Source organism: Photobacterium panuliri, assembly GCF_059920555.1.
Genome location: NZ_CP197193.1, coordinates 228,962 through 251,118 on the forward strand (window position 1 = coordinate 228,962; position 22,157 = coordinate 251,118).

The 22,157-nt window shown below is 47.2% G+C and carries 16 protein-coding genes and 1 tRNA gene; 7 read left to right on the forward strand and 10 right to left on the reverse strand.

Features of this window, described 5'->3' with window-relative positions:
- The 4 genes from ACSF8X_RS17180 to ACSF8X_RS17195 are packed head-to-tail and all read left to right on the forward strand — an operon-like array spanning position 1 to position 3,623.
- The gene (locus ACSF8X_RS17180) at positions 1-1,215 is read left to right on the forward strand and encodes a beta-ketoacyl-[acyl-carrier-protein] synthase family protein (RefSeq protein WP_500851775.1); all 1,215 of its coding nucleotides are present in this window, start codon (positions 1-3) and stop codon (positions 1,213-1,215) included.
- On the forward strand, positions 1,208-1,660 hold the full coding sequence (locus ACSF8X_RS17185; protein WP_500851776.1) for a hotdog family protein: 453 nt from the start codon (positions 1,208-1,210) through the stop codon (positions 1,658-1,660). The genes ACSF8X_RS17180 and ACSF8X_RS17185 overlap by 8 nt, the downstream gene beginning before the upstream one ends.
- An 8-nt stretch (positions 1,661-1,668) precedes the next feature.
- The gene (locus ACSF8X_RS17190) at positions 1,669-2,394 is read left to right on the forward strand and encodes a 3-ketoacyl-ACP reductase FabG2 (RefSeq protein ID WP_500851777.1); all 726 of its coding nucleotides are present in this window, start codon (positions 1,669-1,671) and stop codon (positions 2,392-2,394) included.
- Positions 2,391-3,623 carry a beta-ketoacyl-ACP synthase gene (locus tag ACSF8X_RS17195; protein ID WP_500851778.1) on the forward strand — a complete coding sequence of 411 codons (1,233 nt, stop codon included), beginning with the start codon at positions 2,391-2,393 and terminating at the stop codon, positions 3,621-3,623. The genes ACSF8X_RS17190 and ACSF8X_RS17195 overlap by 4 nt, the downstream gene beginning before the upstream one ends.
- Positions 3,624-3,676: 53 nt before the next feature.
- On the opposite strand, the gene lepB is transcribed toward ACSF8X_RS17195, so the two are convergent.
- The 3 genes from lepB to ACSF8X_RS17210 form a co-directional block, all read right to left on the reverse strand.
- Entirely contained in the window at positions 3,677-4,537 is an 861-nt protein-coding gene (gene lepB / locus ACSF8X_RS17200) for a signal peptidase I (protein WP_500851779.1), read from the reverse strand.
- A gap of 136 nt (positions 4,538-4,673) precedes the next feature.
- Positions 4,674-5,147 (reverse strand): TlpA family protein disulfide reductase, encoded by a 474-nt coding sequence (locus tag ACSF8X_RS17205; RefSeq protein ID WP_500851780.1) that lies wholly within the window; start codon positions 5,145-5,147, stop codon positions 4,674-4,676.
- Positions 5,148-5,164: 17 nt separating this feature from the next.
- Positions 5,165-7,465, reverse strand: a complete 2,301-nt coding sequence (locus tag ACSF8X_RS17210) for a tetratricopeptide repeat protein (RefSeq protein ID WP_500851781.1) — start codon at positions 7,463-7,465, stop codon at positions 5,165-5,167.
- A gap of 327 nt (positions 7,466-7,792) precedes the next feature.
- On the opposite strand from ACSF8X_RS17210, the gene ACSF8X_RS17215 reads away from it, so the two are divergent.
- Positions 7,793-8,569, forward strand: a complete 777-nt coding sequence (locus ACSF8X_RS17215; protein ID WP_500851782.1) for an AraC family transcriptional regulator — start codon at positions 7,793-7,795, stop codon at positions 8,567-8,569.
- A gap of 302 nt (positions 8,570-8,871) precedes the next feature.
- On the opposite strand, the gene ACSF8X_RS17220 is transcribed toward ACSF8X_RS17215, so the two are convergent.
- Positions 8,872-8,962 (reverse strand) — tRNA-Ser (locus ACSF8X_RS17220).
- A gap of 449 nt (positions 8,963-9,411) precedes the next feature.
- Between ACSF8X_RS17220 and ACSF8X_RS17225 the strand changes: the two genes are divergently transcribed.
- A complete protein-coding gene (locus ACSF8X_RS17225) occupies positions 9,412-11,229 on the forward strand; it encodes an ATP-dependent nuclease (RefSeq protein ID WP_500851783.1) in 1,818 nt (605 codons plus the stop codon).
- Positions 11,216-13,291, forward strand: a complete 2,076-nt coding sequence (locus ACSF8X_RS17230; RefSeq protein WP_500851784.1) for a UvrD-helicase domain-containing protein — start codon at positions 11,216-11,218, stop codon at positions 13,289-13,291. Before ACSF8X_RS17225 ends, ACSF8X_RS17230 begins: the two co-directional genes overlap by 14 nt.
- A gap of 578 nt (positions 13,292-13,869) precedes the next feature.
- Here ACSF8X_RS17230 and ACSF8X_RS17235 read toward each other — a convergent pair.
- From ACSF8X_RS17235 to ACSF8X_RS17260, 6 genes are all read right to left on the reverse strand, one after another.
- A complete protein-coding gene (locus ACSF8X_RS17235; RefSeq protein ID WP_157037873.1) occupies positions 13,870-14,133 on the reverse strand; it encodes a hypothetical protein in 264 nt (87 codons plus the stop codon).
- Between the two features lie 228 nt (positions 14,134-14,361).
- Positions 14,362-14,904 (reverse strand): copper-resistant cuproprotein CopI, encoded by a 543-nt coding sequence (copI, locus tag ACSF8X_RS17240; protein WP_500851785.1) that lies wholly within the window; start codon positions 14,902-14,904, stop codon positions 14,362-14,364.
- Between the two features lie 80 nt (positions 14,905-14,984).
- Complete coding sequence (locus ACSF8X_RS17245) at positions 14,985-18,119, reverse strand: efflux RND transporter permease subunit (protein WP_500851786.1); 3,135 nt, start codon at positions 18,117-18,119, stop codon at positions 14,985-14,987.
- Positions 18,116-19,912 (reverse strand): efflux RND transporter periplasmic adaptor subunit, encoded by a 1,797-nt coding sequence (locus ACSF8X_RS17250; RefSeq protein ID WP_500851787.1) that lies wholly within the window; start codon positions 19,910-19,912, stop codon positions 18,116-18,118. Before ACSF8X_RS17250 ends, ACSF8X_RS17245 begins: the two co-directional genes overlap by 4 nt.
- Positions 19,913-19,931: 19 nt before the next feature.
- The gene (locus ACSF8X_RS17255; protein WP_500852161.1) at positions 19,932-21,260 is read right to left on the reverse strand and encodes a TolC family protein; all 1,329 of its coding nucleotides are present in this window, start codon (positions 21,258-21,260) and stop codon (positions 19,932-19,934) included.
- A gap of 153 nt (positions 21,261-21,413) precedes the next feature.
- Complete coding sequence (locus ACSF8X_RS17260) at positions 21,414-21,920, reverse strand: hypothetical protein (protein WP_500851788.1); 507 nt, start codon at positions 21,918-21,920, stop codon at positions 21,414-21,416.
- Positions 21,921-22,157: the final 237 nt, after the last annotated feature.

The following is a 22,157-nucleotide window of genomic DNA, read 5'->3' on the forward strand; positions in this document are numbered from 1 at the left end:
ATGAATACTAAATATCCATCACCTGTGTACATACATGGATGCGGGTTTAACTCGGCGCTAGGTATCGATGTGCATACCATTCATCACCGCCTTGGCCTAGGTTGTTCACCTGATATGCATCTTGTTTCAAATTGTCTCAATAATGGGGGAGAGACGGTGATTGGCAAGGTGACATCGTCGCTGCCATCAATGCCGGAGAGGCTGAAACAGTATGACACTCGCAATAATCGCTTGGCGATGAGTGCGTTGGCGCAAATTGAAGATAATGTCACCCGTGCGGTCGCCAAGTATGGCACAGATCGTGTAGCGGTCGTGGTCGGTACCAGCACGTCGGGTATTGCCGATGGTGAATTGGCATTGTCGGAGCAGCTCAAGAGCGGCGAGTTTCCCAATCATTACCATTATCAGGTTCAGGAAGTGGGGAATCTTGGTGAGTTTATTGCTGACTATTTTGGTTTAGAGGGGCCGGCATATACGGTTTCAACCGCCTGCTCGTCGAGCGGTCGGGTTTTTCTCTCTGCGCGTCGTTTGCTGAAAGCCGGGCTGGCTGACGCGGTGATTGTGGGTGGTGCAGACTCGATTTGCCAGCTGACTCTAAATGGTTTTAATGGTCTGGAAGCGCTTTCTTCTTCGTTGTGTAACCCTTTTAGCGCAAACCGCAATGGCATCAATATCGGCGAGGCGGCGGCATTTATGTTGCTTTCTTTGGCGGCAGAAGACTCTGAAGAGCAAGGCCCACGAATCGCCTTGTTAGGTGCCGGAGACAGCTCCGATGCTCACCATATTTCAGCGCCCCATCCTGAAGGTAAGGGGGCGGTGGAAGCGATGCAAAAAGCCCTTGCCGATGCTGGCATGACAGCAGATGACATTGGTTATATCAATGCCCACGGTACAGCCACCCCCTTAAATGATGCAATGGAATCCAAGGCGATCTGCCAAGTATTTGCTGATAGGGTGCCGGTAAGCTCAACCAAACCGATGACCGGGCATACTCTTGGGGCTGCCAGCGCCGTTGAGGCGGCAATTTGCTGGCATATCCTGCGCTATGGGCTGCTGTTACCGGTTCAGACCAATGATGGCGAGGTTGATCCTGAATTGGCACCTATCCAGCTAGTGGCAGAAGGTACGGTGTTAGCGAAAAATGCCATCCTCAGTAATTCATTCGCGTTCGGCGGTAATAATATCAGTTTAATTTTTGGGTACGCCAATGACTAACATTCCACACCTTCACCAGTTAATCCCCCATGAGCAACCGATGATTTTGGTTGACGACCTCGTGGCTGTGGATGAGCTGACAGTTCATTGTCGAGTGACGCCAAGCCGTACCGACTTGTTTTTCGACGAGGCAAAAAATGGCGTTCCCGGTTATGTTGGGATCGAATATATGGCTCAGACAATCGGGGGCTGGTCTGGCTATCATGCGTGGCTCAAAGGCGAGGTGTCACCGATAGGCTTTTTATTGGGTAGCCGACGTTATCAAGCCCATTGCCACCAGTTTGACTGTGATGTAATGCTTGATGTTTATGGCGAGAAAGTAATGGAAAACAATGGGATGGCGGTATTTAGTTGTCGAATTGAGCAAAATGGTACGCTTTTGGCAACCAGTCAGTTGAACGTTTTTGTACCCTCCCAAGACAAATTAGACGAAATGCTTAAGTAGGAACAGCGATGATGCGACAGGTACTAGTGACAGGGGCAAGCAAAGGCATTGGCCGTGCGATTGCCAAACAACTTGCTGCAGATGGGTTTACTATCGCGGTCCACTACATGAGTGATGCGGCAGGGGCGCAGGCAACCCTGAATGACATTGAGAGCAGTGGCGGCCAAGGCCGCTTGATTCAATTTGATATTAGCGATCGGGCGCAGTGCCGCGAGGTGCTAGAAGCTGATATTGCCGAGCATGGCGCTTATTACGGTGTCGTGAGCAATGCTGGCATCACCCGTGACACGGCATTTCCTGCGATGACCGAGGAAGAGTGGGATGGCGTGATCCATACCAATCTCGATAGTTTTTACAACGTGTTGCACCCATGCGTCATGCCGATGGTAAAACTGCGCAAAGGGGGACGCATTGTGACCCTTGCATCGGTATCCGGCATGATGGGGAACCGAGGCCAGACTAATTACAGTGCAGCAAAGGCTGGGGTTATTGGTGCCACCAAGGCACTGGCTCTTGAGTTGGCCAAGCGTAAAATTACCGTTAACTGTGTTGCACCGGGCTTGATTGATACCGGAATGGTTGATGAGCATGTCAAAGAGCATGCGTTGCCGCAGGTGCCGCTTCGCCGTATGGGTGAGCCGGAAGAGGTAGCGGGTTTGGTAAGCTACTTGATGTCGGATATTGCAGGTTATGTTACCCGTCAGGTTATTTCTGTTAATGGAGGTTTGATATGAGTCGTCGTGTTGTTGTTACTGGAATGTCAGGTGTGACAGCGTTCGGTAATGATTGGCAAACGGTCGAACCGAAGTTGCGTGCGTGTGAAAACGCGATCCAGTATATGCAGAGCTATGAAGAGTTCAATGGCCTCAATACTAAGCTGGCATCCCCGATAGAGAACTTCGAGCTGCCTTCGCACTATACCCGCAAGCAGGTTCGGGGCATGGGGCGTGTCTCCCGGCTGTCGACAGTGGCTACGGAAAATGCGTTGGCCCAAAGTGGCTTGTTGGGCAGTGAAGTGCTGAACGATGGTTCAACGGGTATTGCATACGGCTCATCAACGGGGAGTACCCCGGCAATTGGTGCATTTGGCGTGATGCTCAATGAAAAAGATACCAGAGCCATTACTGCGACGACTTATGTTCAGATGATGCCGCATACAACGGCGGTTAACGTGGGCCTGTTCTTTGGCTTGCGTGGGCGGGTGATCCCAACCAGCAGTGCATGTACATCAGGCAGTCAGGCAATTGGTTATGCGTACGAGGCGATCAAGCACGGCTATCAGGCGGTGATGGTTGCTGGTGGCGCAGAAGAGCTTTGCCCGACAGAATCGGCGGTGTTCGATACCCTTTTTGCAACCAGTTTGAAAAATGACACCCCGAAGGCCACGCCGCGTCCGTTCGATAGTGATCGTGATGGCTTGGTGATCGGTGAAGGGGCGGCAACCTTGGTGCTTGAGGATTACGAGCATGCGGTTGCACGAGGTGCTAAAATCTACGCGGAAATTGTTGGCTTTGCCAGCAACTGCGATGCTAGTCATGTTACCCAGCCGACAATGGAAACCATGCAGCGGTGTATGGAAATGGCGCTTAGGGATGCCAATTTGCCAGCTCAAGCCATTGACTATATTTCTGCCCACGGTACAGCGACAGAAAAAGGGGATATCGCCGAAACTAACGCTACTGCCAATATCTTCGGTGATAATGCGCCAATTAGCTCGCTGAAGAGCTATTTAGGCCATACTTTGGGCGCGTGTGGTGCTATCGAAGCATGGCTGGGCCTAGAGATGATGCATGCTGGTTGGTTTAACCCGACATTGAATCTGGACGAGATCGATGATCGTTGCGGTAACTTGGACTATATCCGAGGTGAAGGCCGTGAGATTGATTGCCAGTATATGATGAGCAACAATTTCGCATTCGGCGGGATTAATACCTCGATTATTTTCAAACGCTGGCAAGAATAAGCGTCATTATTGAAACAGTAAAAAAGCCCCTAATGGGGCTTTTTTTCGCGGTATTACCAGTTATAAATAACCGTTCCTATAATATTTTGTTGCGGAACAAATCCCCAGTAACGGCTATCTGCGCTGTTGTCGCGGTTATCTCCCATCACAAAAAAGTGGCCATCAGGTACTGTCCATCCTTCATGTTGTGGGGTGTTTGGCGCAAAGTAGCGGTTAGTCAGATCTCTTCGGGAGCTATTTAATAGGATTTGGTACTGATTCGAACCGTTATTTTCAATATACAGCGAGTTTATATCATCGATTTGTTGTGATTTCTCTTTGGGTAATAGTTCGAAATCAGAACACTCTGCTGAGTTGTTATGACACGCCTTTTTTAAGTAAATGTTTTTATCTTTATAGACGATGGTATCGCCTGGCAGGCCAATGATACGTTTTAGGTAAGTGATTTCAGGTTTTGGCGGATATGAGAATACGATGATCTCTCCTCTTTTTAGAGTTGCTGCCGTGTTCTCTGGGGAGAATTTGTATCCCCACTTGTTAACCATAACATGGTTGCCAGGGTTTAGAGTGGGAAACATTGAACTGGCTGGTATTTGGAAAAAATCAAAGAAAAAAGTTCTGAAAGATAGAATTAACGCAGAGGTGAAGACGGCACAGAATAATGTTCTCCACCCATTGGCATACCACATTCTTTTTTTGTTGGTATTATATTTTCGTGCTAACCAAAATGCATGCGCCGGACAAACGAACACTAAAATGAGAAGAAGCGGTGCATGAGTAATCGCTATCCCGACAAAGAGGAAAAAGTAAATAGTAAAAAATAAAATATTGTTTACATATAAAAACGCAAATGGCTGCAAAAATAGCCCAAAGAGAATAGCAATCCACCCTTTAGGTTTCCAAGTATTGTTCAAGAGAGCTCCTTAATGATATTTTATCATTAAGTATTATAAATACATTTGTAATTTATGAATATGATTAATTTGGCCGTTATACCCCAGTTACTTTTTTGTTCTGAACACCAATAAGCTGTAACTGGGGAAATGACGATTAGATGTCGAGTTTATCCCTCATAACATCGGCATCGGTATAGCCGCCAAAGTAGTCATTGATGATTTCTCCACGAACGTTGGTTACCGCGAAATAGGGCACCCCTTTTAGTTTCGCTTTGCGGTAAAAGCGTCCATCATGATCTGTGAGTACATCGAAAGGGTATTTTTTCGCATAAGACTCTACTTCATTGATGCTATCTTTGCCGACGACAACATTTACGCTGATCCCTTCGGATTCCAATTGGTTTACCAAAGAGATAATCATTGGATTGAGCGCATGGCAAGTTGAACACCAAGGGGCGACATATACAGTTAGGCATTTTTCCCCCAAGCAAGGGCCGCCGACGATCTTTTTCCCGTCATTGAACGGTTGTGCACTATAGACATTCAAGTATTCCGTCGGCATTTTATCTGGCCGGTTTGCCAAAAAGACAACGACCACTAAAGCGACTAATAATAAAAGTTTACCCATAATATCCCCAAGCTACCTTAAGTTAATTCGTTCTGTGTAAGTGACTCTTCACTCTCGTTGATTGGCTCAATTTCCGCTGATTCACTTTCTTGCAGCGTGGTTAAAGGTGCATCCAGATCTTTCAGGGCGATGAGTGCATGGGCTTGTTGCGGGTTATCAAACCAAGCGGCAAGGCGATCGCCATCGGTATGGATGGCTTTGCCAGTCAGAAGACGACCGCTGACCGTAGCGTTGGTATCTTCAAGCCTGTCGCTGCCCAGTATTGTTTTGTCGGTTAGTTCAAAGCCGCTTTTTTGCCGGGTTAGGTGGCTGTATTGCCCCCCATAGGCCGAAATGAAATGCTGCTCGTAATTGTTAGCTTTAGCTAACCACTCACGTATTAACTGGCCAAGGAGATAAAGCTCGTTGTGACATACCCGAAGGTGCTTATTGAAATCAGCCGTTTGCGATTCGTAGCTACGGTTGAGCTGTGCCTCGGCATCAGCCACATCGGAGCTGCGAATCTTCTCGATGTCGGGCAACAGGGCCGAGAGCATGGATTTCCACGTGGCTTGCACGATATTGCCTTTGGCATCTTCCAAAGAGTGTTCCAATGATTTGTTGATGGTTTTGATATGAGTTGCAATTTTGTGGAGATTTTGTGCAGTGGATTGGCGTTTGCGCCGCAGTTTTTCACGAAGACCAAGTGCCAATAGCACACCGAATACACCAGCCGTTCCGAGCGCTGTCGAATAGCCAAAACCGATGCCCATCGCAACGATTGATGCAATGCTTACCACGTTGCCCTGTGTGAGGCGGCGGTGGGCAAGATTAACTTGTGTCTTGGCATGGCTGAATTCTTGGAATTGCTCTTTGCGTACCTTCAGGCAGGCGAGCGCTTCGCTCAATGTTGCCGTCAGCAGGTTGTAGTCTTTGTCATGGCGTTCTTTGTCGGCATTAACCTCGGCCTGCCGCTTGCTATATTGGTGAAAGCGGGTTTCTAGCTGGGATGATGCCATCCGCAGTGTGCGATAGTTTTGCCAAATGTAGTGCGATGCGACATAGCTTCGCTGCAATAGCGTGACGTCGTGGGATAACGGCGGGAAGGCGGGTAACGCCAGCCCAAGGTGCTGCTTTGACCAAGATTGATTATCCGCGAGTACCATATAGGCGCGGTGATGAAAGCTATCTATTTTGAGCGTTATTTCATGGTTTACCTGACTAAAGGCTTTGGGATATTTATCAATGAAGCGTTCGGCGGTAAGTACGTAATGGGATAGCCTGAGCTGTAACAGTGAGGTTAGGGTGTCGACCGCTTTTTCTCGCCACTCATTATTATGGCCACTCTCGCCTCGCATCAAATAGGCTTCGGCAAGGTATTCGAGTGATTCGTATGTTTGATATGTTGCTATTGCCTGGTGAAAACACGCCTCGGCATTGCCATAGTCCTGCTGGAAACTGTATGCGCGGCCGAGGTGGGTTAAGTTCAACGACAAGAGAAGAGAGGCTTCTTCGGGAAGTCTCTTTTTCAACAACTCGGCATGCTGTTGGCTGCTTTGCCAGTGCTCTGTCCGTGTCCCGTAAAGGGCAAAGAGCCGGCTAAGCCAAAAGCAACTGAATAAATCAGAGCCGAACTCGTTGTTTGCCTTTTGAAGGTTTTTGATTGCCTGATCTTGGTGGCCATAGGCAAGGCTTTGGTATGCCCACCGTTTGCGTTGGGCAAGGTTTGCTGCATCTGGACTATGAGCAGTACGGGGATCCCCGGGTTGGTAGATAAGGGTCAGTTGTTTACGGATCTCCGTTGGCAGCTGTTTGAGTTGATGGCGTGGAAAACCCGGTATATGGAGCAGATCCAAGGTATGGGAGAGCCGGCCTTCTTCTCCCAGAATCTGCCATATATCATCCTCAATCTTATGGGTAATATGCTGGGCGATGGCATCATGATCCACGGAGGTGACAGTTTCAAAACTTATACGGTTGGGGTGCTGCTTATTGAGCTGTTCAAGTTCAGCAGGCAAAGGCGAGTCATCATCGCTCTGTGAGCCAATGATGAACACAAAGATATCCGCGCTGGCTTCAAGAGCCGATTCAATCTTATGAATCATGCGGAGATCGTTTTTGTTGGCCTTGCTATTTATCTCTTGCCCGAACAGGCACACCAGATAACGGCAATACTCTGCATCGTGTTCGCGGCTTTCTGTTTTTGGGGAGGCAAAAGCAACGTATCGTGTCGTGAGCCCGCATTGCTGAAGCGTTGATGATTGATTCAAGCATTGGGTGATATGTTCGGCAAGTGGGGCGAATTCAGAGAAGGAAAAGCAAAGAGAGATGTTATCCATAACGAGTAGAGATTCCCTTGCGGCAAGGTTATGGTTTGTCTTTCTTTTTCTGGGCAACCTTGCTGATGAATTATCGGGATATATCAGCAACCTTTTCCACCCAAGTCAACGCAATGCCAGCTGTCTTCTCTACGGATAGTGTGTTTCGCGAGTGTGTTGTCACTCTGGTATGAAGTAAATGCGAGTTGTTGCCGAACTATTGAACCTGTACGGTAGCTTGGGTTGGGGCGGCAACTTGGGTATAGGGTGCTTTCTAAGGTATCGTTGACGGATATTCGATATCGCCTCACTCGGCGAATAAAAAGCAAGAACATCAAGATAGAGACAATGGCACTGATAGATGAAAGAACTCCGGTCAATGTCGATATGCTCGCCGCAGACGTAATCGGTATTGCGGCGCGGGTTGGTCGGCATGATTCAGGGATGCACCAGCATCAAAAGGCGCAGCTGCTTTATGCTCCCCAAGGGTGCATGACTATTACGCTAGATGGCATGCAGTGCGTATTGCCCCCGACGCGTGCGGCATGGATCCCCGCCGCCGTGGAGCACTGCGCTGAGATGCGGCAGGTTGTTGAATATCGCTCTCTCTATTTTGCTCCTCACCTGACTGCGCATCTCGAGAACCGGGTGAAAATCATCGAGGTAACCCCTTTGCTTCAGGCGCTGATTGAGCGGATGTCATTTTGGTGCTGGGATAAACCGAATGCAGAAATGCAAAATACCCATGCGCTGTTTTTCGAAGAGCTGGCCTTGGCCCGCGAAGAGCGGCTTGTCCTTTCTATGCCGACAGACCGGCGCTTGACCACTTGGTTGGCGTCATTGGTAGAGGGAGAGGGGATAGCACCGCTTCTCAACGTATTGAGTGAGCAGGTTGGGGCTAGCAGCAAAACAATCAGCCGTATTTTTATCAAAGAGACGGGCATGTCATATCAAGATTGGCGTCAGCAATGGCGTTTGCAACAAGCGATCTTACGCCTTGCAGGTGGCTCGCAGGTTAACGATGTAGCGTATCAACTGGGTTTTTCGAGCGACAGTGCCTTTATTGCGTTTTTCAAACAGCAGACAGGCAAGACGCCCCGGCAATATTGCCATGCTGGTGGGTGAACCCTGACTAGGGTTCTGCCCCCTATCTGATTGTCACAAAACTCAGATATAAAAAAGCCGACAATTAAGCCGGCTTTCTTGAATGTGGCGGAGCTGGGGTCGCACACGACTAGGGATTTACTGCTCGCAGGCTCGCGCCCTTCGGGCTATTGCCTTTTCGCGCCTTCGGCACGGGCAATGTGCTTTTGCTTCGCCTAAATGACATTACAGAGGTTGAACCCTGTCTAGGGTTCTGCACCCTATCTGATTATCACAAAATTCAGATATAAAAAAGCCGACAATTAAGTCGGCTTTCTTGAATGTGGCGGAGAGATAGGGATTTGAACCCTAGATACGCTATTAACGTATGCCGGTTTTCAAGACCGGTGCTTTCAACCACTCAGCCATCTCTCCATGCGGCGTATAATATGGTTTCAGCTCTGAACTGTAAAGGGAAAATCTAAAACATAAGCATCAGTTGCACAAGATAAAAACAAGATGGCTTGCATGGTGTCGTTTTGGTTGTAATCCGATCTTCGTAGTGGTCGATTTCTGTACGTTCTGTTGGTTGTTATGTGTGGGATTAGGAGAGTCGAGAGATTGAGTTAAGGTGTTTTTGCCCCAAAGCTTTCTAGGTTCCCATGACCACTCACTATTTAGAGTAGTGATTCGACCTACTTTTTCTAATCAGTGAAGTCTTACCATTACTCTCAAACCACGCTTCTCAGTCACAAATTTTAGACCGTTGGGTGCGTAATTGCATATGATAAATTACTATATCGCATACTACTTCTACTACATATGACCCATAGTAAAGGGTTGATTGAAGGTATGATTTTGACCTTGCCTCATTGGAGAGAGCGATGTATTTAGAGAAAGTGAAGCTTTGGAACTTTAGAAAGTACGGAAAACAAGGTGAGATAGTTCTGGATGAGCCTCACTTAGAGTTAAACCTTAATAAGGGTGTAAATGTACTTATTGGTGAGAATGACTCAGGGAAAACGGCGATCATAGATGCTATAAAGCTTGTTTTGAAGACTCATAGCTTTGAATGGATTAGACCAGAAGAAGACGACTTTTTTTCTGGTGCTGAAAAGATGAGAATCGAACTCCATTTCGATGACATGGAAGAGCAAGCTTACCATTTTAGTGAGTGGCTTAGTTACAGAGAGCAAGATGGTAAGCTGCACCCAACTCTTAAGTTAGTTTATGAAGTATCCAGCAAAAATGGTCGTATTATCCCTTCAGACATTTATGCCGGAGATAATGGCTTAGAGAAGCAACTTAAATCAGAAGCTAAAGAATATTTAAAAACCACTTATTTAAAACCTTTGAGAGATGCAAGTTCAGATCTAACACCAAAGCAAAACTCGAGATTATCACAGATACTTAAAACGCATGATGCATTTCAGAATAAAGACGGTGATCATTTATTACTTGCTCTTTTTGAAGAATTTAATGCAAACATATCTAACTATTTTGAAGGTAAAGATCATAATGATGATGAGTTAACCGATGACCTTAAAGGCCGTGAACTGAAAAATAAGATTGATAAGTTCATGTCATCATTTGTTGACATGAATACTAAAACATCATTTGAAGTATCTCCAGCAAATCTAAAATCAATTTTGGAGAAGCTATCATTAAAGATTGATAGTACTGTTAAGCCTGGTCTAGGAACACTTAACAAGCTATTCATGGCAGCAGAGTTGTTGCATTTAGATAAAAGTGACTGGACGGGACTAAAATTGTGCTTGGTCGAAGAGTTGGAAGCTCACTTACATCCTCAAGCACAAATGAAAGTGATTGAAGCACTTCAAGCTCAAGATGGAATACAGTTTATTCTCTCCTCCCATAGTCCAAATTTGACGTCAAAGGTTAAACTTGAAAACATAATTCTTTGTCATGAAGGTAAAGTCTATCCTTTGGGAGAGAAATATACAAAGCTTGATAAAAAAGAAGGTGACTATTTGTACCTTGAAAGGTTCTTAGATGTTACCAAGTCTAATATGTTCTTCGCGAGATCAGTAATCATGGTTGAGGGATGGTCAGAAGAAATACTATTACCAGCATTAGCTAAGTTAATGAAAAAGCAAGGAGTGATAGAGAAGGACTTTACTGAATCAGGAGTAGCAATTGTCAATGTAGCAAGTGCAGAATTCATGAAGTTTAGGAAAATATTTCTTAGAAACTCTGGCCCTGAGTTATCTATTCCAGTTTCAATAATAACAGATTGTGACACTCGTGCTTATTCTAGAGATAAAATCGAAAATGATGGGGAAAGAAATAGCTACAATTATGTAAAAGTTGATGAAGTTGAGTTTAATCGTCAGTCAGAAGAAAGAACTAGAAAGATTGAAGCTGACTATAATGATCAAAAAGTAAAAGTTTTTGTAACCAAGTACTGGACTTTAGAATATAGCTTACAGCAGTCTATAGTTTTTCGTGATGTTGTAAAAAAAGTTCTAGTAGAAATGCACTCTCAAATCGATGTCGAAGACATAGAAAAAGAGCTTGCCATTAAGTTATATAATAAATCTCTATGTAAAACTGATTTTGCCTACAAACTAGCTAGATATATTGACCCACATTCTTCAGACCATGATAACACGTTAGACCTTACAAAGGATGATAAGTACATTAAATCATTAATTGATGGGGTAAAGTATGTTTGTGCATGAGATTAAAGATAATGATATCGCTTATTCTGAATCCATACTTATTAATGGTGGGGAGTTTGATAAAGAACGAGTTGATTTTATTAGAAATATGAACACGCTTGATCTCCAGTCAGTTCCGGGTAGTGGCAAAACCACAGCATTGTTAGCCAAGTTGACAATCCTTGAACGATACATGCCTTTTAATGACAATAAAGGTATTGTTGTCATATCTCATACTAATGCTGCGGTAAATGAGTGGAAAGATAAGATAGGAGTGTATTGTCCAAAACTATTTTCATATCCAAACTTTGTAGGCACAATCCAAAGCTTTGTTAACACCTATTTTGCAAGGCCATATATGCAAGTTACGTATAATATTACTGACTTTCAAGTGGATGATGATGCTTTCGAAGAACAAATATTGTCTTGCTTCCATGAAGTTAAAAATGATGAAAAGTATAATAAGGTTTATAACCTATTTTACGGTCGAAATATATTAAAAGCTGAGGAAATTTCTAAAGAAAAAGGAGGGAATAAAAACAAAATATGTGAGAAATTGATATATGAAGAAGTAAAAAAGTTAACATACAACTTCTCTGATGATAAGTTTTATATCAAAGGGAATGCAAGATGTTTGATAGGGAATAAGACAAATCCAAGGTATCAAGGGTTAAAGAAAATACTTGAAGATACCTTTTCCAGGGGGGTAATAACCTATGATTATGCTTATACTTTCGCGAAAAAATTCATAGAATTGAATCCATCGATACTGATTGACATTAGAAAGAGGTTTGGTTTTGCATTTGTTGATGAAATGCAGGATATGGATAGAATGCAATATGATATTCTAGAGTCATGCTTTCATAACGGAGATACAGTGTATCAAAGGGTTGGAGATAGTAACCAGTCAATATACAACGAATATAGTGATAAACCGGATTGGTCAGATAGAAATATTGTCCTAAAAATTTCCGGAAGTCATAGGCTAACACCTCAGGTTTCTAAAGTTGTTAATCAATTTTCTGTCTCAAATGACATTATTATAGGTTTGAATAATAAGACAGAAATAAAACCACATTTAATACACTTCAAATCAGATAATCTAGATAAAGTAATACCCAAATACTTAGAGTTGTATGAAGAGTACAAACAATGTGGCAGCATTCCGGAAGTTGATGATGAGCATGTAGGGGTTATTTCATGGGTTTCAACAGTTAGAGAAGATACCAAGCTAACATTGGCAAACTTCTCTGATTGTTTACCTACAGAGAAACAAAAAGGCAAAACTAAATCCACGCTTCAGAGTGAACTTATATCACTAGGTGATTCAAGTAATTGTAAATTCCCAGAGGTATATGAATGTATATTAGAATCAGTTGTATTTGTTCTAAATAGCAATGATATTGAAATTGATGATAAAAGATGCACTAAGTCAAAATTATTTAGATTTCTAAGAATTGAAGTCCCCGATATTTACGAAGATCTAACTAAGAATCTCTATAAGTGGACGATGAAATTTATTTCTAAAGGAAGTGAGGGATTAGTTGAGGAGATAAAAGAATTTGTAGTTAAGATGTGTAAGGATATCGGCTCAATAGATATTGATTGTCTTGACTATTTTAATATTGATGAAAACTTAGTAGTAGCTCCCGTAGAAAGAAATGTTATCGCAAATAGATGCAGACCAAAGTTAGGTACAATACATTCTGCAAAGGGGCAAACACATACGGCAACACTCTATTTAGAAAGTTATTATAATGGATTTTATGAGACAGAGTTTTTAAATAGTGTATTCTCAGGTGATAGTAATTGCAATGAAATTATCACTAGCTTTAAACATGAGATAAAATGTACTAATGAAGAAATTGAAAATATTAAGAGTAAAGGAAAAACTAGAGGAATAAAAACAAGGAAAACTAAAATAGTTAGTCTGGAAAGTAAAATAATTAAAACCCAAGATTATGCAAAGATGATATATGTTGGCCTTTCTAGACCCAAGTATTTCTTATGTTTTGCTGTTGAAGATACTAGATATCAAGAAATAGACATCGACGAAGATACTTGGAAAGTTGTTAGTATCTAATTAGATTGAAAGTAATCCCTATTTAAGGGAACTCCGATCACTTAAGATGTTTGCGCGAACTGGATAGCGAGTTTTACTCATACGAACGGTTCTCGATTTGGGCCGTTTTTTCGTTCAGGCAGTATGTAATGCTTTACCCGATCCCACATCACTTGAAGTTTTCGGTATGGGATCTGGCGAAGTTATCGCATACCCCGAGTAATCCGTTAAACGCTAATTTACTAATTTACTAATTTACTAATTTATATAACTCAGTTTTGTCCAGTTATGAGTTATGATGCTAGCAGACCGACTGTACGATCTAGTCGTGACTTACCAGTGAATATGTAAGATCGTGTATGAGCCACTACAAATGATGAACGACCACACAGTGCGTTAAATGACCTGACTCCATGGGAATACCTGGTTAAGTCAGAATACTTGGAAAACTCTAATTTAGGGAGCCACTAAAAATGGGATGATTATATTGGGTTTTTCATGTGATTGATGAGGTTTTCCCACATTTATATTCGTGTGTTTACCATTACGTGGTGATTATTGTGTAGGGTGGTTTCGGCGTATAAATGAAAGTATTACCGTTAAAAAATAAGTAATGCAATGGCACCGGCAATCATGGTTAGCCACCATAGCAGTAGATTTTCTATTCTTTCAAGCAATGTGAAATACACAAAAGCGATAACCGATGAAATGGTTAACGGCAAGAATAATGCTGCGGTGAATGAATATTGCATGCTACTTAGTGCCAGCAGGGCCAAGAACCAAAAAACAGTACAGCGCAGAGCATTTTGGCTTTGGGTATGATAGTAAAGTAGCATAATGAGCAATGGGATTTTAAATAACAACGTCTAGTCCTTTTTATTGCAGCCTTTGATATCTCGATGACGAGTATGCCGATGTCGGTGATCGAAAGCAATTAGGGGGCTGAAAGAAATGTGATAAGTGCTTCTAACGGTGGCGAGATAAGGTATTAATAGCGCCAAGTAGGCTGACATATTTCCCATAAACTCGTATTTTTGACGTAACGAGAGAGATAAAACGGAGCACAATAGGTACTCCGTTTTCAGTCATCATTATAACGTGATTTTTTTCACCATTCCGGCTTCCGCATGGCCGGGAATATTGCAGGCAAATTCAACATTCTTGTCACCGTGAAAGTGCCAAAGAAGCTGCTTGGCCTTGCCCGGTTTTACCGTTACCGTGCTGCCACTGTCATGGTTATGGTGATCTTTCATGGTGCGCATCATCTCGCGGTGTTCGAGTTGCTCCTTTGCTGATCCGATTGAAAATTCATGATCGATGTTGCCCGTGTTCATTATTACGAACTGAACGATATCGTTGGGTTTTATATCAACATGTTTTTTGAAACGGATCTTCATGTCGTCACTTAAGAGCACATGAACCACCTTGTCTGGTTTGGCTCCGGGGGCTGGCATGCCTACCGCTGACATGTCCATCATGTTGCTGTGATCCATTTTCGAATGATCCATTTGGCTGTGATCCATGCTTTTGTGGTTCATCGCGCTGTGGTCCATGTGCGAGTGATCCATATTGCCGTCAGCCATAGCAAGCGACGATGATAGCGTGAAGGTTAGGGCGATTAGGGATTTTTTCATTCTACAGTCCTTATTATCTTATCTTTTTACGTTCAGTGCCGCCCCTCCGTGAGGATGAGGGGCGGTCTGGATGGTGTCGGTTAGATATGGGTTAATGCTTTGATTTCTTTGCGCTTCCATAACTTGAAGATGGCCGGAAGCACGAGCAGCGTTAGCAGCAGGGCAGAGGCCATACCGCCAATCATTGGTGCAGCGATGCGCTGCATGACCTCAGAGCCCGTTCCCTCGCCATACATAATGGGGATCAGGCCGATAATCACGGTGAGTACGGTCATCATGACCGGGCGTACGCGAAGTCCGGCCCCTTCGCGAATAGCGTCGGTGAGTTCATCGTTGCCGAGCGATAATGTGCCCGCGATGGCTTGGCGTTTTTTCTCGTCCCATGCTTGGTTGAGGTAGACCAGCATAATGACCCCGATCTCTACCGCGACCCCGGCAAGGGCGATGAAGCCAACCCCGACGGCGATGGAGAAGTTGTAGCCAAGGCCATGCATCAGCCACAGCCCGCCGACCATTGCAAGAGGCAGGGTGCCCATAATAATCAGCACTTCACCGATCCGGCGGAAGCTGAGATAGAGCAGCAGCATGATGATCGACAGGGTGATAGGGACAACCACATTCAGCCGAGCCTTGGCCCGTTCCATGTATTCATATTGGCCTGACCAAGCCAGTGAATAGCCAGCCGGGAGCTGGAGCTGTTTTGCAACGACTTGTTTTGCGTCGACAACGTACGAGCCCAGATCGCGGCCATCGATATCAACGAAGACCCAGCCGTTAGGACGGGCATTTTCGGTTTTGATCATCGGCGGGCCGTCTTCGTAGCGGATATCGGCGACATCACCAAGAGCGATTCTGGCGCCATTGGGGGTGACCAGTGGCAGGCCCTGCAATTTTTCCACCGAGTCGCGGTATGCTTGCGGGTAGCGGACATTGATCGGATAGCGCTCCAAGTCTTCGATGGTTTCACCGACGTTCATCCCGCCGACGGCGGTGGAGATCACCTGCTGGATATCCTTGATGTTGAGGCCATAGCGGGCAGCGGCACGGCGTTTTATATCAATGGTGACATAGCGGCCGCCGGCAACCCGCTCGGCATAGACCGATGTTGTGCCGTGAACCGTATTGAGGATAGGTTCGAGCTGGGCGCCGATATTTTCAATAACCTTGAGATCAGGCCCTGCGATCTTGATCCCGATTGGGGTTTTAATCCCCGTGGCCAGCATGTCAATGCGGGTTTTGATTGGCATTACCCAGGCATTGGTCAATCCCGGAAACTGGATCAGCGCGTCAAATTCCTTGCGCAGCGATTCGGTTGTCACGCCTTTTCGCCATTGCTCGCGAGGTTTGAGCTGGATAACCGTTTCAATCATGGTCAGCGGTGCCGGATCGGTGGCGGTTTCCGCTCGGCCGATCTTGCCCCAAACGGTTTCGACTTCCGGTACGGTTTTGATCAGCTTGTCGGTCTGCTGCAATAGCTCGCGTGCCTTGCCGATGGAGATCCCCGGATAGGTGGTTGGCATGTACATCAGATCCCCCTCATCTAAAGGCGGAATGAACTCGCTGCCCAGCTTGCTGGTAGGGTAGTAGGCCGACGCCATGAGTACGATAGCCAGCCCGATCATGGTTTTGGGGAATTTGAGGCTTAATCCCAGCAATGGGCGGTAGAGTGCGACCAAGCCACGGTTGATTGGGTTTTTATGTTCGGGCATGACGTTGCCACGGATGAAATACCCCATCAGTACCGGAACGAGTGTGATAGCCAATCCGGCGGCGGCAGCCATGGCATAGGTCTTGGTGAAGGCCAGCGGCGAGAACATCTTGCCTTCCTGTCCTTCCAGCGCAAAAACCGGCACGAAGCTCAAGGTAATGATCAGCAGCGAGAAGAACAGCGGAGCCCCGACTTCCTCGGCGGCTTTGCCGATTACCTGCCAGCGGTTTTCGTCCGTGAGCGGGGTGCGTTCGATATGCTTGTGGACGTTTTCTATCATCACGATAGCCCCGTCGACCATCGCGCCAATGGCGATGGCGATACCGCCCAGTGACATGATATTGGCATTGATCCCCTGCCAGTGCATGACAATGAACGCGCTCAGGATGCCAATCGGCAAGCTGATTGCGATTACCAGCGACGATCGGATGTGGAACAGGAACAGGGCGCAAACAAGGGCAACCACAATGAACTCTTCGGCGAGTTTGTGCCAAAGGTTATCAACCGCATTGTCGATCAAGGTTGAGCGGTCGTAGGTGGCGACGATGTCGACGCCGTCAGGCAGGCCGCGCTGTAATTCGGCCAGTTTGGTTTTGACGCGCTCTATCACCGCGCTGGCATTCTCGCCATAGCGCATGACGATGACCCCGCTGACCGCTTCACCTTCGCCATTGAATTCGGAGATCCCACGGCGCATCTGCGGGCCGATATTGATATCGGCAATATCCCCCAGCAGTAAGGGGGTACCCTTGTCAGTGACTTTGAGAGGCAGTGACTGGATGTCTTCGATACTGGTGAGGTAGCCCGTTGTGCGTACCATGTGCTCGGCCTCGGCAACCTCAATCACCGACGCGCCGGTTTCCTGATTACCGTTTTGGATTGCCATATTGACCTGTTGCAGTGTCAGATCGTAGGCACGCAGTTTGGCCGGGTCGATTTGCACCTGATATTGCTTGACCATACCGCCGACGGTCGCGACTTCGGAGACCCCAGCCACGGTTTGCAGTTCATATTTCAAAAACCAGTCTTGCAAACTGCGCAGTTCAGCCAAGTCATGCTTGCCGGTTTTGTCTTGCAGAACGTAGCTGTATACCCAGCCCACGCCCGTTGCATCGGGGCCGAGGGTCGGTTTGGCACTCGGTGGCAGCTTTGGAGCAACTTGGCTGAGGTATTCCAGTACCCGTGAACGAGCCCAGTACATGTCGGTATCATCGTTGAAAATGATATAGACGTATGAGTCCCCGAAGAACGAGTAGCCCCGCACCGTTTCGGCCCCCGGTACGGCAAGCATCGCGGTGGTCAATGGGTAGGTCACCTGGTCTTCTACCACTTGCGGGGCTTGTCCCGGATAACTGGTTTTGATAATAACCTGAACGTCCGAGAGATCCGGGATAGCATCAACCGGTGTGTTCTTTACGCTGTAGAGGCCGCCAAGGGTTAGCACCAAGGTGGCAACCAGTACCAAAAAGCGGTTGCTGATAGACCAGCGGATAATCGCCCCAATCATTGCTGGCCTCCAGTTTGTGCGTTCGTTGCTCTTGGTGTATTGGCAGCTCTGGGTATATCGACGGCTTGGATCTGTCTGAGGACATAATCGCTACCGTTTTTGCTAATCAGCACCCGTACTGCTTGCCCTTCGGCAAAGGGGGCGAGGTCAACACCGTCTGCGGCGGAGAAATTCATCTCGCCGGCCTGCCACTGCCAGTCACCAACGGCCTGATGACTGATAGTCACCATGCCGAAATCGGCCATCAGCAGCGTGATCTTTCCGTCTATCCAGATCTCTGGCGCTTCGCTGCTGTTGGGGGTTTTAGAACCCAAGCGGTAATCGATGATTTCGTATTGGCCGCTTGCGCCTTTTTGCATTTCAAATTCAATCGGCTGGCCTTTTTTCAGCGTCGCCCAGTCGGTGTCTGTCAGTTGAAGATCCTTGCTCAGGGTAAAATTCATGACCATGCCCGGCCAGTTCCATGCAGAAACAGGTTGGTGGTTGATGGTCAGCATTCGATGTCCTTGCATGACATCGGTAATTTCACCGCTGGCCCATTGGATATCAGGCTGGATTAGGGGTTCAATACCGTTGATCCGCGAGAGGTCGGCACTCTGGCTTGATTCTGAGTCAATCATGAATTGGGCCGAGGTCACGATACGATCCGTCTCGCTGAGCCCTTGGAGGACTTCGATACGTTCACCGGCTTCACAGCCGACTTCAATACGTGCTGAACGGTATTTCCCGTTGCCTTCGGCCAGCACAACGCGGGTCATCCCGCCGGAGCGGATCACCGATGAGCGCGGAACAGTGAGTACCGTATGGTCCGTGGTGGGCTGAAGGGCAATATTGGCGAACATGTTTGGTTTGAGGTCACCGTTGGGGTTGGCGAATTTCAGCCGTACCCGCAATGTGCGGGTTTTGGGATCAAGGATCGGGTAGACATAGTCAATCTGCCCCTGCCAGGTTTTGTTCGGAATAGCATCTAGGGTCATGCTGGCCGGGCTGCCGGCTTTCATCCATTGGCCTTGGCGCTCGAAAACCTCGGCATCGACCCAGACATGATCCAGCGGACCTGCGCTGATCACTGCCTGTGCCGGTGACAAATAGCCGCCTTCGCGGATGTTGAGGCTGGCAATGACACCATCGGAGATAGCTTTGATCGCGATCGATTGTGAGGCTCGGCCGCGTTTGAGGATCTGCTTGATTTGATGGCGGTCAACGCCCAGTGTGACCAGTCGTTCGGTTGCCCCTTTGGTCAGCCCGGTGCGGCCTGTCCGGTAGGCATTGAGCAGTTCTTCCTGCGCCTTGATAAGCTCCGGTGAGTAGAGGGTAAACAGTACATCGCCTTTTTTGACACTCTCGCCGACCGCATTGATGAAGAGTTTTTCAACCCAGCCTGCTACCCGGACGTTGGTTTGCCATAGCTGGCTTTCGTCAAAGGCGACATAGCCTACGGTGTCGATGCGCGGGGAAAGCGTTTGCCGTTTTACGGTCTCGGTTTTAACGCCGAGATTATTTTCGACGGCCGGATCGATAGTGACTGTGCCCGGTTTGTCGCTATTTCCCGCGGAGTCCTCGGCGTAGACCGGGATCAGATCCATCCCCATTGGTGATTTTCCCGGTTTGTCCCGCTTGTAGTTAGGATCCATCGGGGCAACCCAGTACAAAGGCTCATGGGTATTCGATGCCTGTGAGTTGTTGGCCGTGGTCAGATCGGCATCTTGGCGGCTGGTGAGATAGTAATGGGAGCCAAACCCGATGGCGGCGCCAACGAACAGGGCTACTGCTGTTATCTGTACGTTTTTCATAGTGTTTCTGCCTTGTTCATTAGTGTTGGGTATAGGGTTGGGTATCAGGGCGCAAAGTCGGTGCTGCGGCTTGGTAGCCAAAGCGGTTTAGCAAAGCGGCAAGGTTGCTCTTTACAATGCTAAGATCGGTCACTAGCCGTTGCTGTTCGAGAATCAGGTTTAGCTCGTCACTGGTGGCGGAAATCACGTCATTGAATTGGGCGGTATTGTTTTGGTAGCTCCGCTCGACAGCTTGGGTCCTCGCCTTGGCTTGGCTGAGCAAGGTGTCCTGATAGCGGGCGAGTCGAAGTTCGAGGTTTTGTTTGTCCACCAGCAAGGCGTTGACCTTGGCGTTCATTTGCGCCAGCAGCAGATCTTTTTGCGATTTTGCCGCACCGACCTGATATTGGGCGGCAGCCTTGTTTTTGTCTTGGCGGTTGTCGGTGAACAGCGGGATGTCCATGGTCAGATAGGCACTGACCAAATCAGAGGCCGGCTCACCACGCATATTGTTTGCCTGACGGTAGCCATACATCACCTCCACGCCGAATTGTGGCAGGTAGGCTTGTTCGGCTAGCTCTACTTGGGTTTGGCCAACGGCAATGCTGGTGTCGGCCATTTTCACCATTGGGTGGTGGGCGAGCAGTGTATAGTGTTGGTTGTCACTGGACTTGGATTGACTGGCGAGAGCGGCATCCAAACGTGGCCAAAGCAGTCGGTTGCTGGTGGTCAAAGATTGATGGGTGTTCAGCCAGTCAGAGCCGAGCCATTCGGAGAGCTGCGACAGCAGTCGACGTTGGATTTGGGTGTTGGCCTGCAGTTTCTCATCGAGTTTGCTGACTTGCAGCTGGGTATTGAGCAGATCCTGGGCTTCGCTTTTGCCGAGGCTGTAGTTGGTGGCAATGACGCGTTCCATCTCTATCATCAGGCGCTGGTTTTCCCGCAGAATGCCTGCAGCAACCTGCTGGTAGCCAAGCTCCAACCATATTTGGGTCATCCGGTTGGCAACATCCAGTTCGCGGGCGGCAATTTGCAGCGCGCTGCCGTCTGCCTGCAAGTTGTTTTTCTTTTGTTGCAGGCTAAGGGTGTCACCCCGCTCAAATTGCTGCATGAGGCCAATTGAGATGTTGGTCATGGGATCATCATCGAACTTGAAGCTGTCAACGGGCAGGCCGCCGATACCGACTTTGAGCTTGGGATCCATAAGGGTAGCGCTGGCAATGGCGGTTTCTCGCATGGCTTGCGACTGAGCAAAGTATTGCTGGCGGTTGGCATCGGCTGCCAGTGCTTGTTCAATCAGGGCATTGAGCTGCTGTGAGGCGGCGGCAAGCTGCGGTTGAACGACCCCATAATGTTGGGGTGCCGACATAGCAGGCATGGCTACCAGCGTGGCTGCACTGATATTCAGTGCCCACAGGCTAGTGTTGTTCATATCAAACTAAATCCATTCTGTGCGCCTGTTTGGCGCGTCATTCAATCACCCAGCGTCACAAACGTCGGGTGTCATCAGGCAGAGCAGGATTTAGGCAATGGGAGGCCGGTAGAGGGACTGAGGGTGAGCCGGTACCATCGCGATTACATCAGGCGTAAAAGGCACTAATTGGGCTTGGCGCACGATAGATTGTTTTAGGCGTGGCAGAAAGGCAAACACGCTAATGCAGGCTGCGCTGCAGCAGTTGTGAGGCATGTCTTGACTGTCGTTACAGTTGGCCATGGCATGCTGGGCGTTGCTTGCGGTGTTACTTGAGCTGGCTGCTGCGGGATGGGCTGGGACTGACGGCGACTCAGCGTGGTGTGTTGCCATCATGGCTGCGCTGCAAGGCGCTTCATGGTGGTGATCGGTTGAGCGGTGATTAGGCTCACGATCGTCTTGGCCTGTAACAGCTTCAAGTGTTGGGATCGCACCATCACTGAGCATTTGGAATGTCATGAGCGGTGCACTCGAGACAATACTGGACATCAGCATCGTAAAGATACTGAAAAGGGCAATCCAGAATGTTCGGTGAGATGTAAAACGCATCATAGACATTGTTAGGGAAAATCCGTGTAACTGTAAAGCCTCCCCTTAGGGGAAGGTCAAGACTTTACTAGTTTAGTGGTTATTTTTTCTTTGTCGTGTCTTAAAAAAGAGCCTAGATGGATCTTAAAAAAGTGACAGCACGGTTACCCACAAGGGTGGGTGTTTGGCGGGAATCAATGATGTATTCAAAAAACGAATAGATGGTATGCAGAAACACAGTCTTATCATTTTTTATGGAATGGATAT

Excerpts from the sequence above, each read along its gene's own strand:
- ACSF8X_RS17180 (WP_500851775.1), top strand. The coding sequence starts at position 1 with ATGAATACTAAATATCCATCACCTGTGTACATACATGGATGCGGGTTT.
- ACSF8X_RS17185 (WP_500851776.1), top strand. The coding sequence starts at position 1,208 with ATGACTAACATTCCACACCTTCACCAGTTAATCCCCCATGAGCAACCG.
- ACSF8X_RS17190 (WP_500851777.1), top strand. The coding sequence starts at position 1,669 with ATGATGCGACAGGTACTAGTGACAGGGGCAAGCAAAGGCATTGGCCGT.
- ACSF8X_RS17195 (WP_500851778.1), top strand. The coding sequence starts at position 2,391 with ATGAGTCGTCGTGTTGTTGTTACTGGAATGTCAGGTGTGACAGCGTTC.
- ACSF8X_RS17205 (WP_500851780.1), bottom strand. The coding sequence starts at position 5,147 with ATGGGTAAACTTTTATTATTAGTCGCTTTAGTGGTCGTTGTCTTTTTG.
- ACSF8X_RS17210 (WP_500851781.1), bottom strand. The coding sequence starts at position 7,465 with ATGGATAACATCTCTCTTTGCTTTTCCTTCTCTGAATTCGCCCCACTT.
- ACSF8X_RS17215 (WP_500851782.1), top strand. The coding sequence starts at position 7,793 with ATGGCACTGATAGATGAAAGAACTCCGGTCAATGTCGATATGCTCGCC.
- ACSF8X_RS17225 (WP_500851783.1), top strand. The coding sequence starts at position 9,412 with ATGTATTTAGAGAAAGTGAAGCTTTGGAACTTTAGAAAGTACGGAAAA.
- ACSF8X_RS17230 (WP_500851784.1), top strand. The coding sequence starts at position 11,216 with ATGTTTGTGCATGAGATTAAAGATAATGATATCGCTTATTCTGAATCC.
- copI (WP_500851785.1), bottom strand. The coding sequence starts at position 14,904 with ATGAAAAAATCCCTAATCGCCCTAACCTTCACGCTATCATCGTCGCTT.
- ACSF8X_RS17245 (WP_500851786.1), bottom strand. The coding sequence starts at position 18,119 with ATGATTGGGGCGATTATCCGCTGGTCTATCAGCAACCGCTTTTTGGTA.
- ACSF8X_RS17250 (WP_500851787.1), bottom strand. The coding sequence starts at position 19,912 with ATGAAAAACGTACAGATAACAGCAGTAGCCCTGTTCGTTGGCGCCGCC.
- ACSF8X_RS17255 (WP_500852161.1), bottom strand. The coding sequence starts at position 21,260 with ATGTCGGCACCCCAACATTATGGGGTCGTTCAACCGCAGCTTGCCGCC.
- ACSF8X_RS17260 (WP_500851788.1), bottom strand. The coding sequence starts at position 21,920 with ATGTCTATGATGCGTTTTACATCTCACCGAACATTCTGGATTGCCCTT.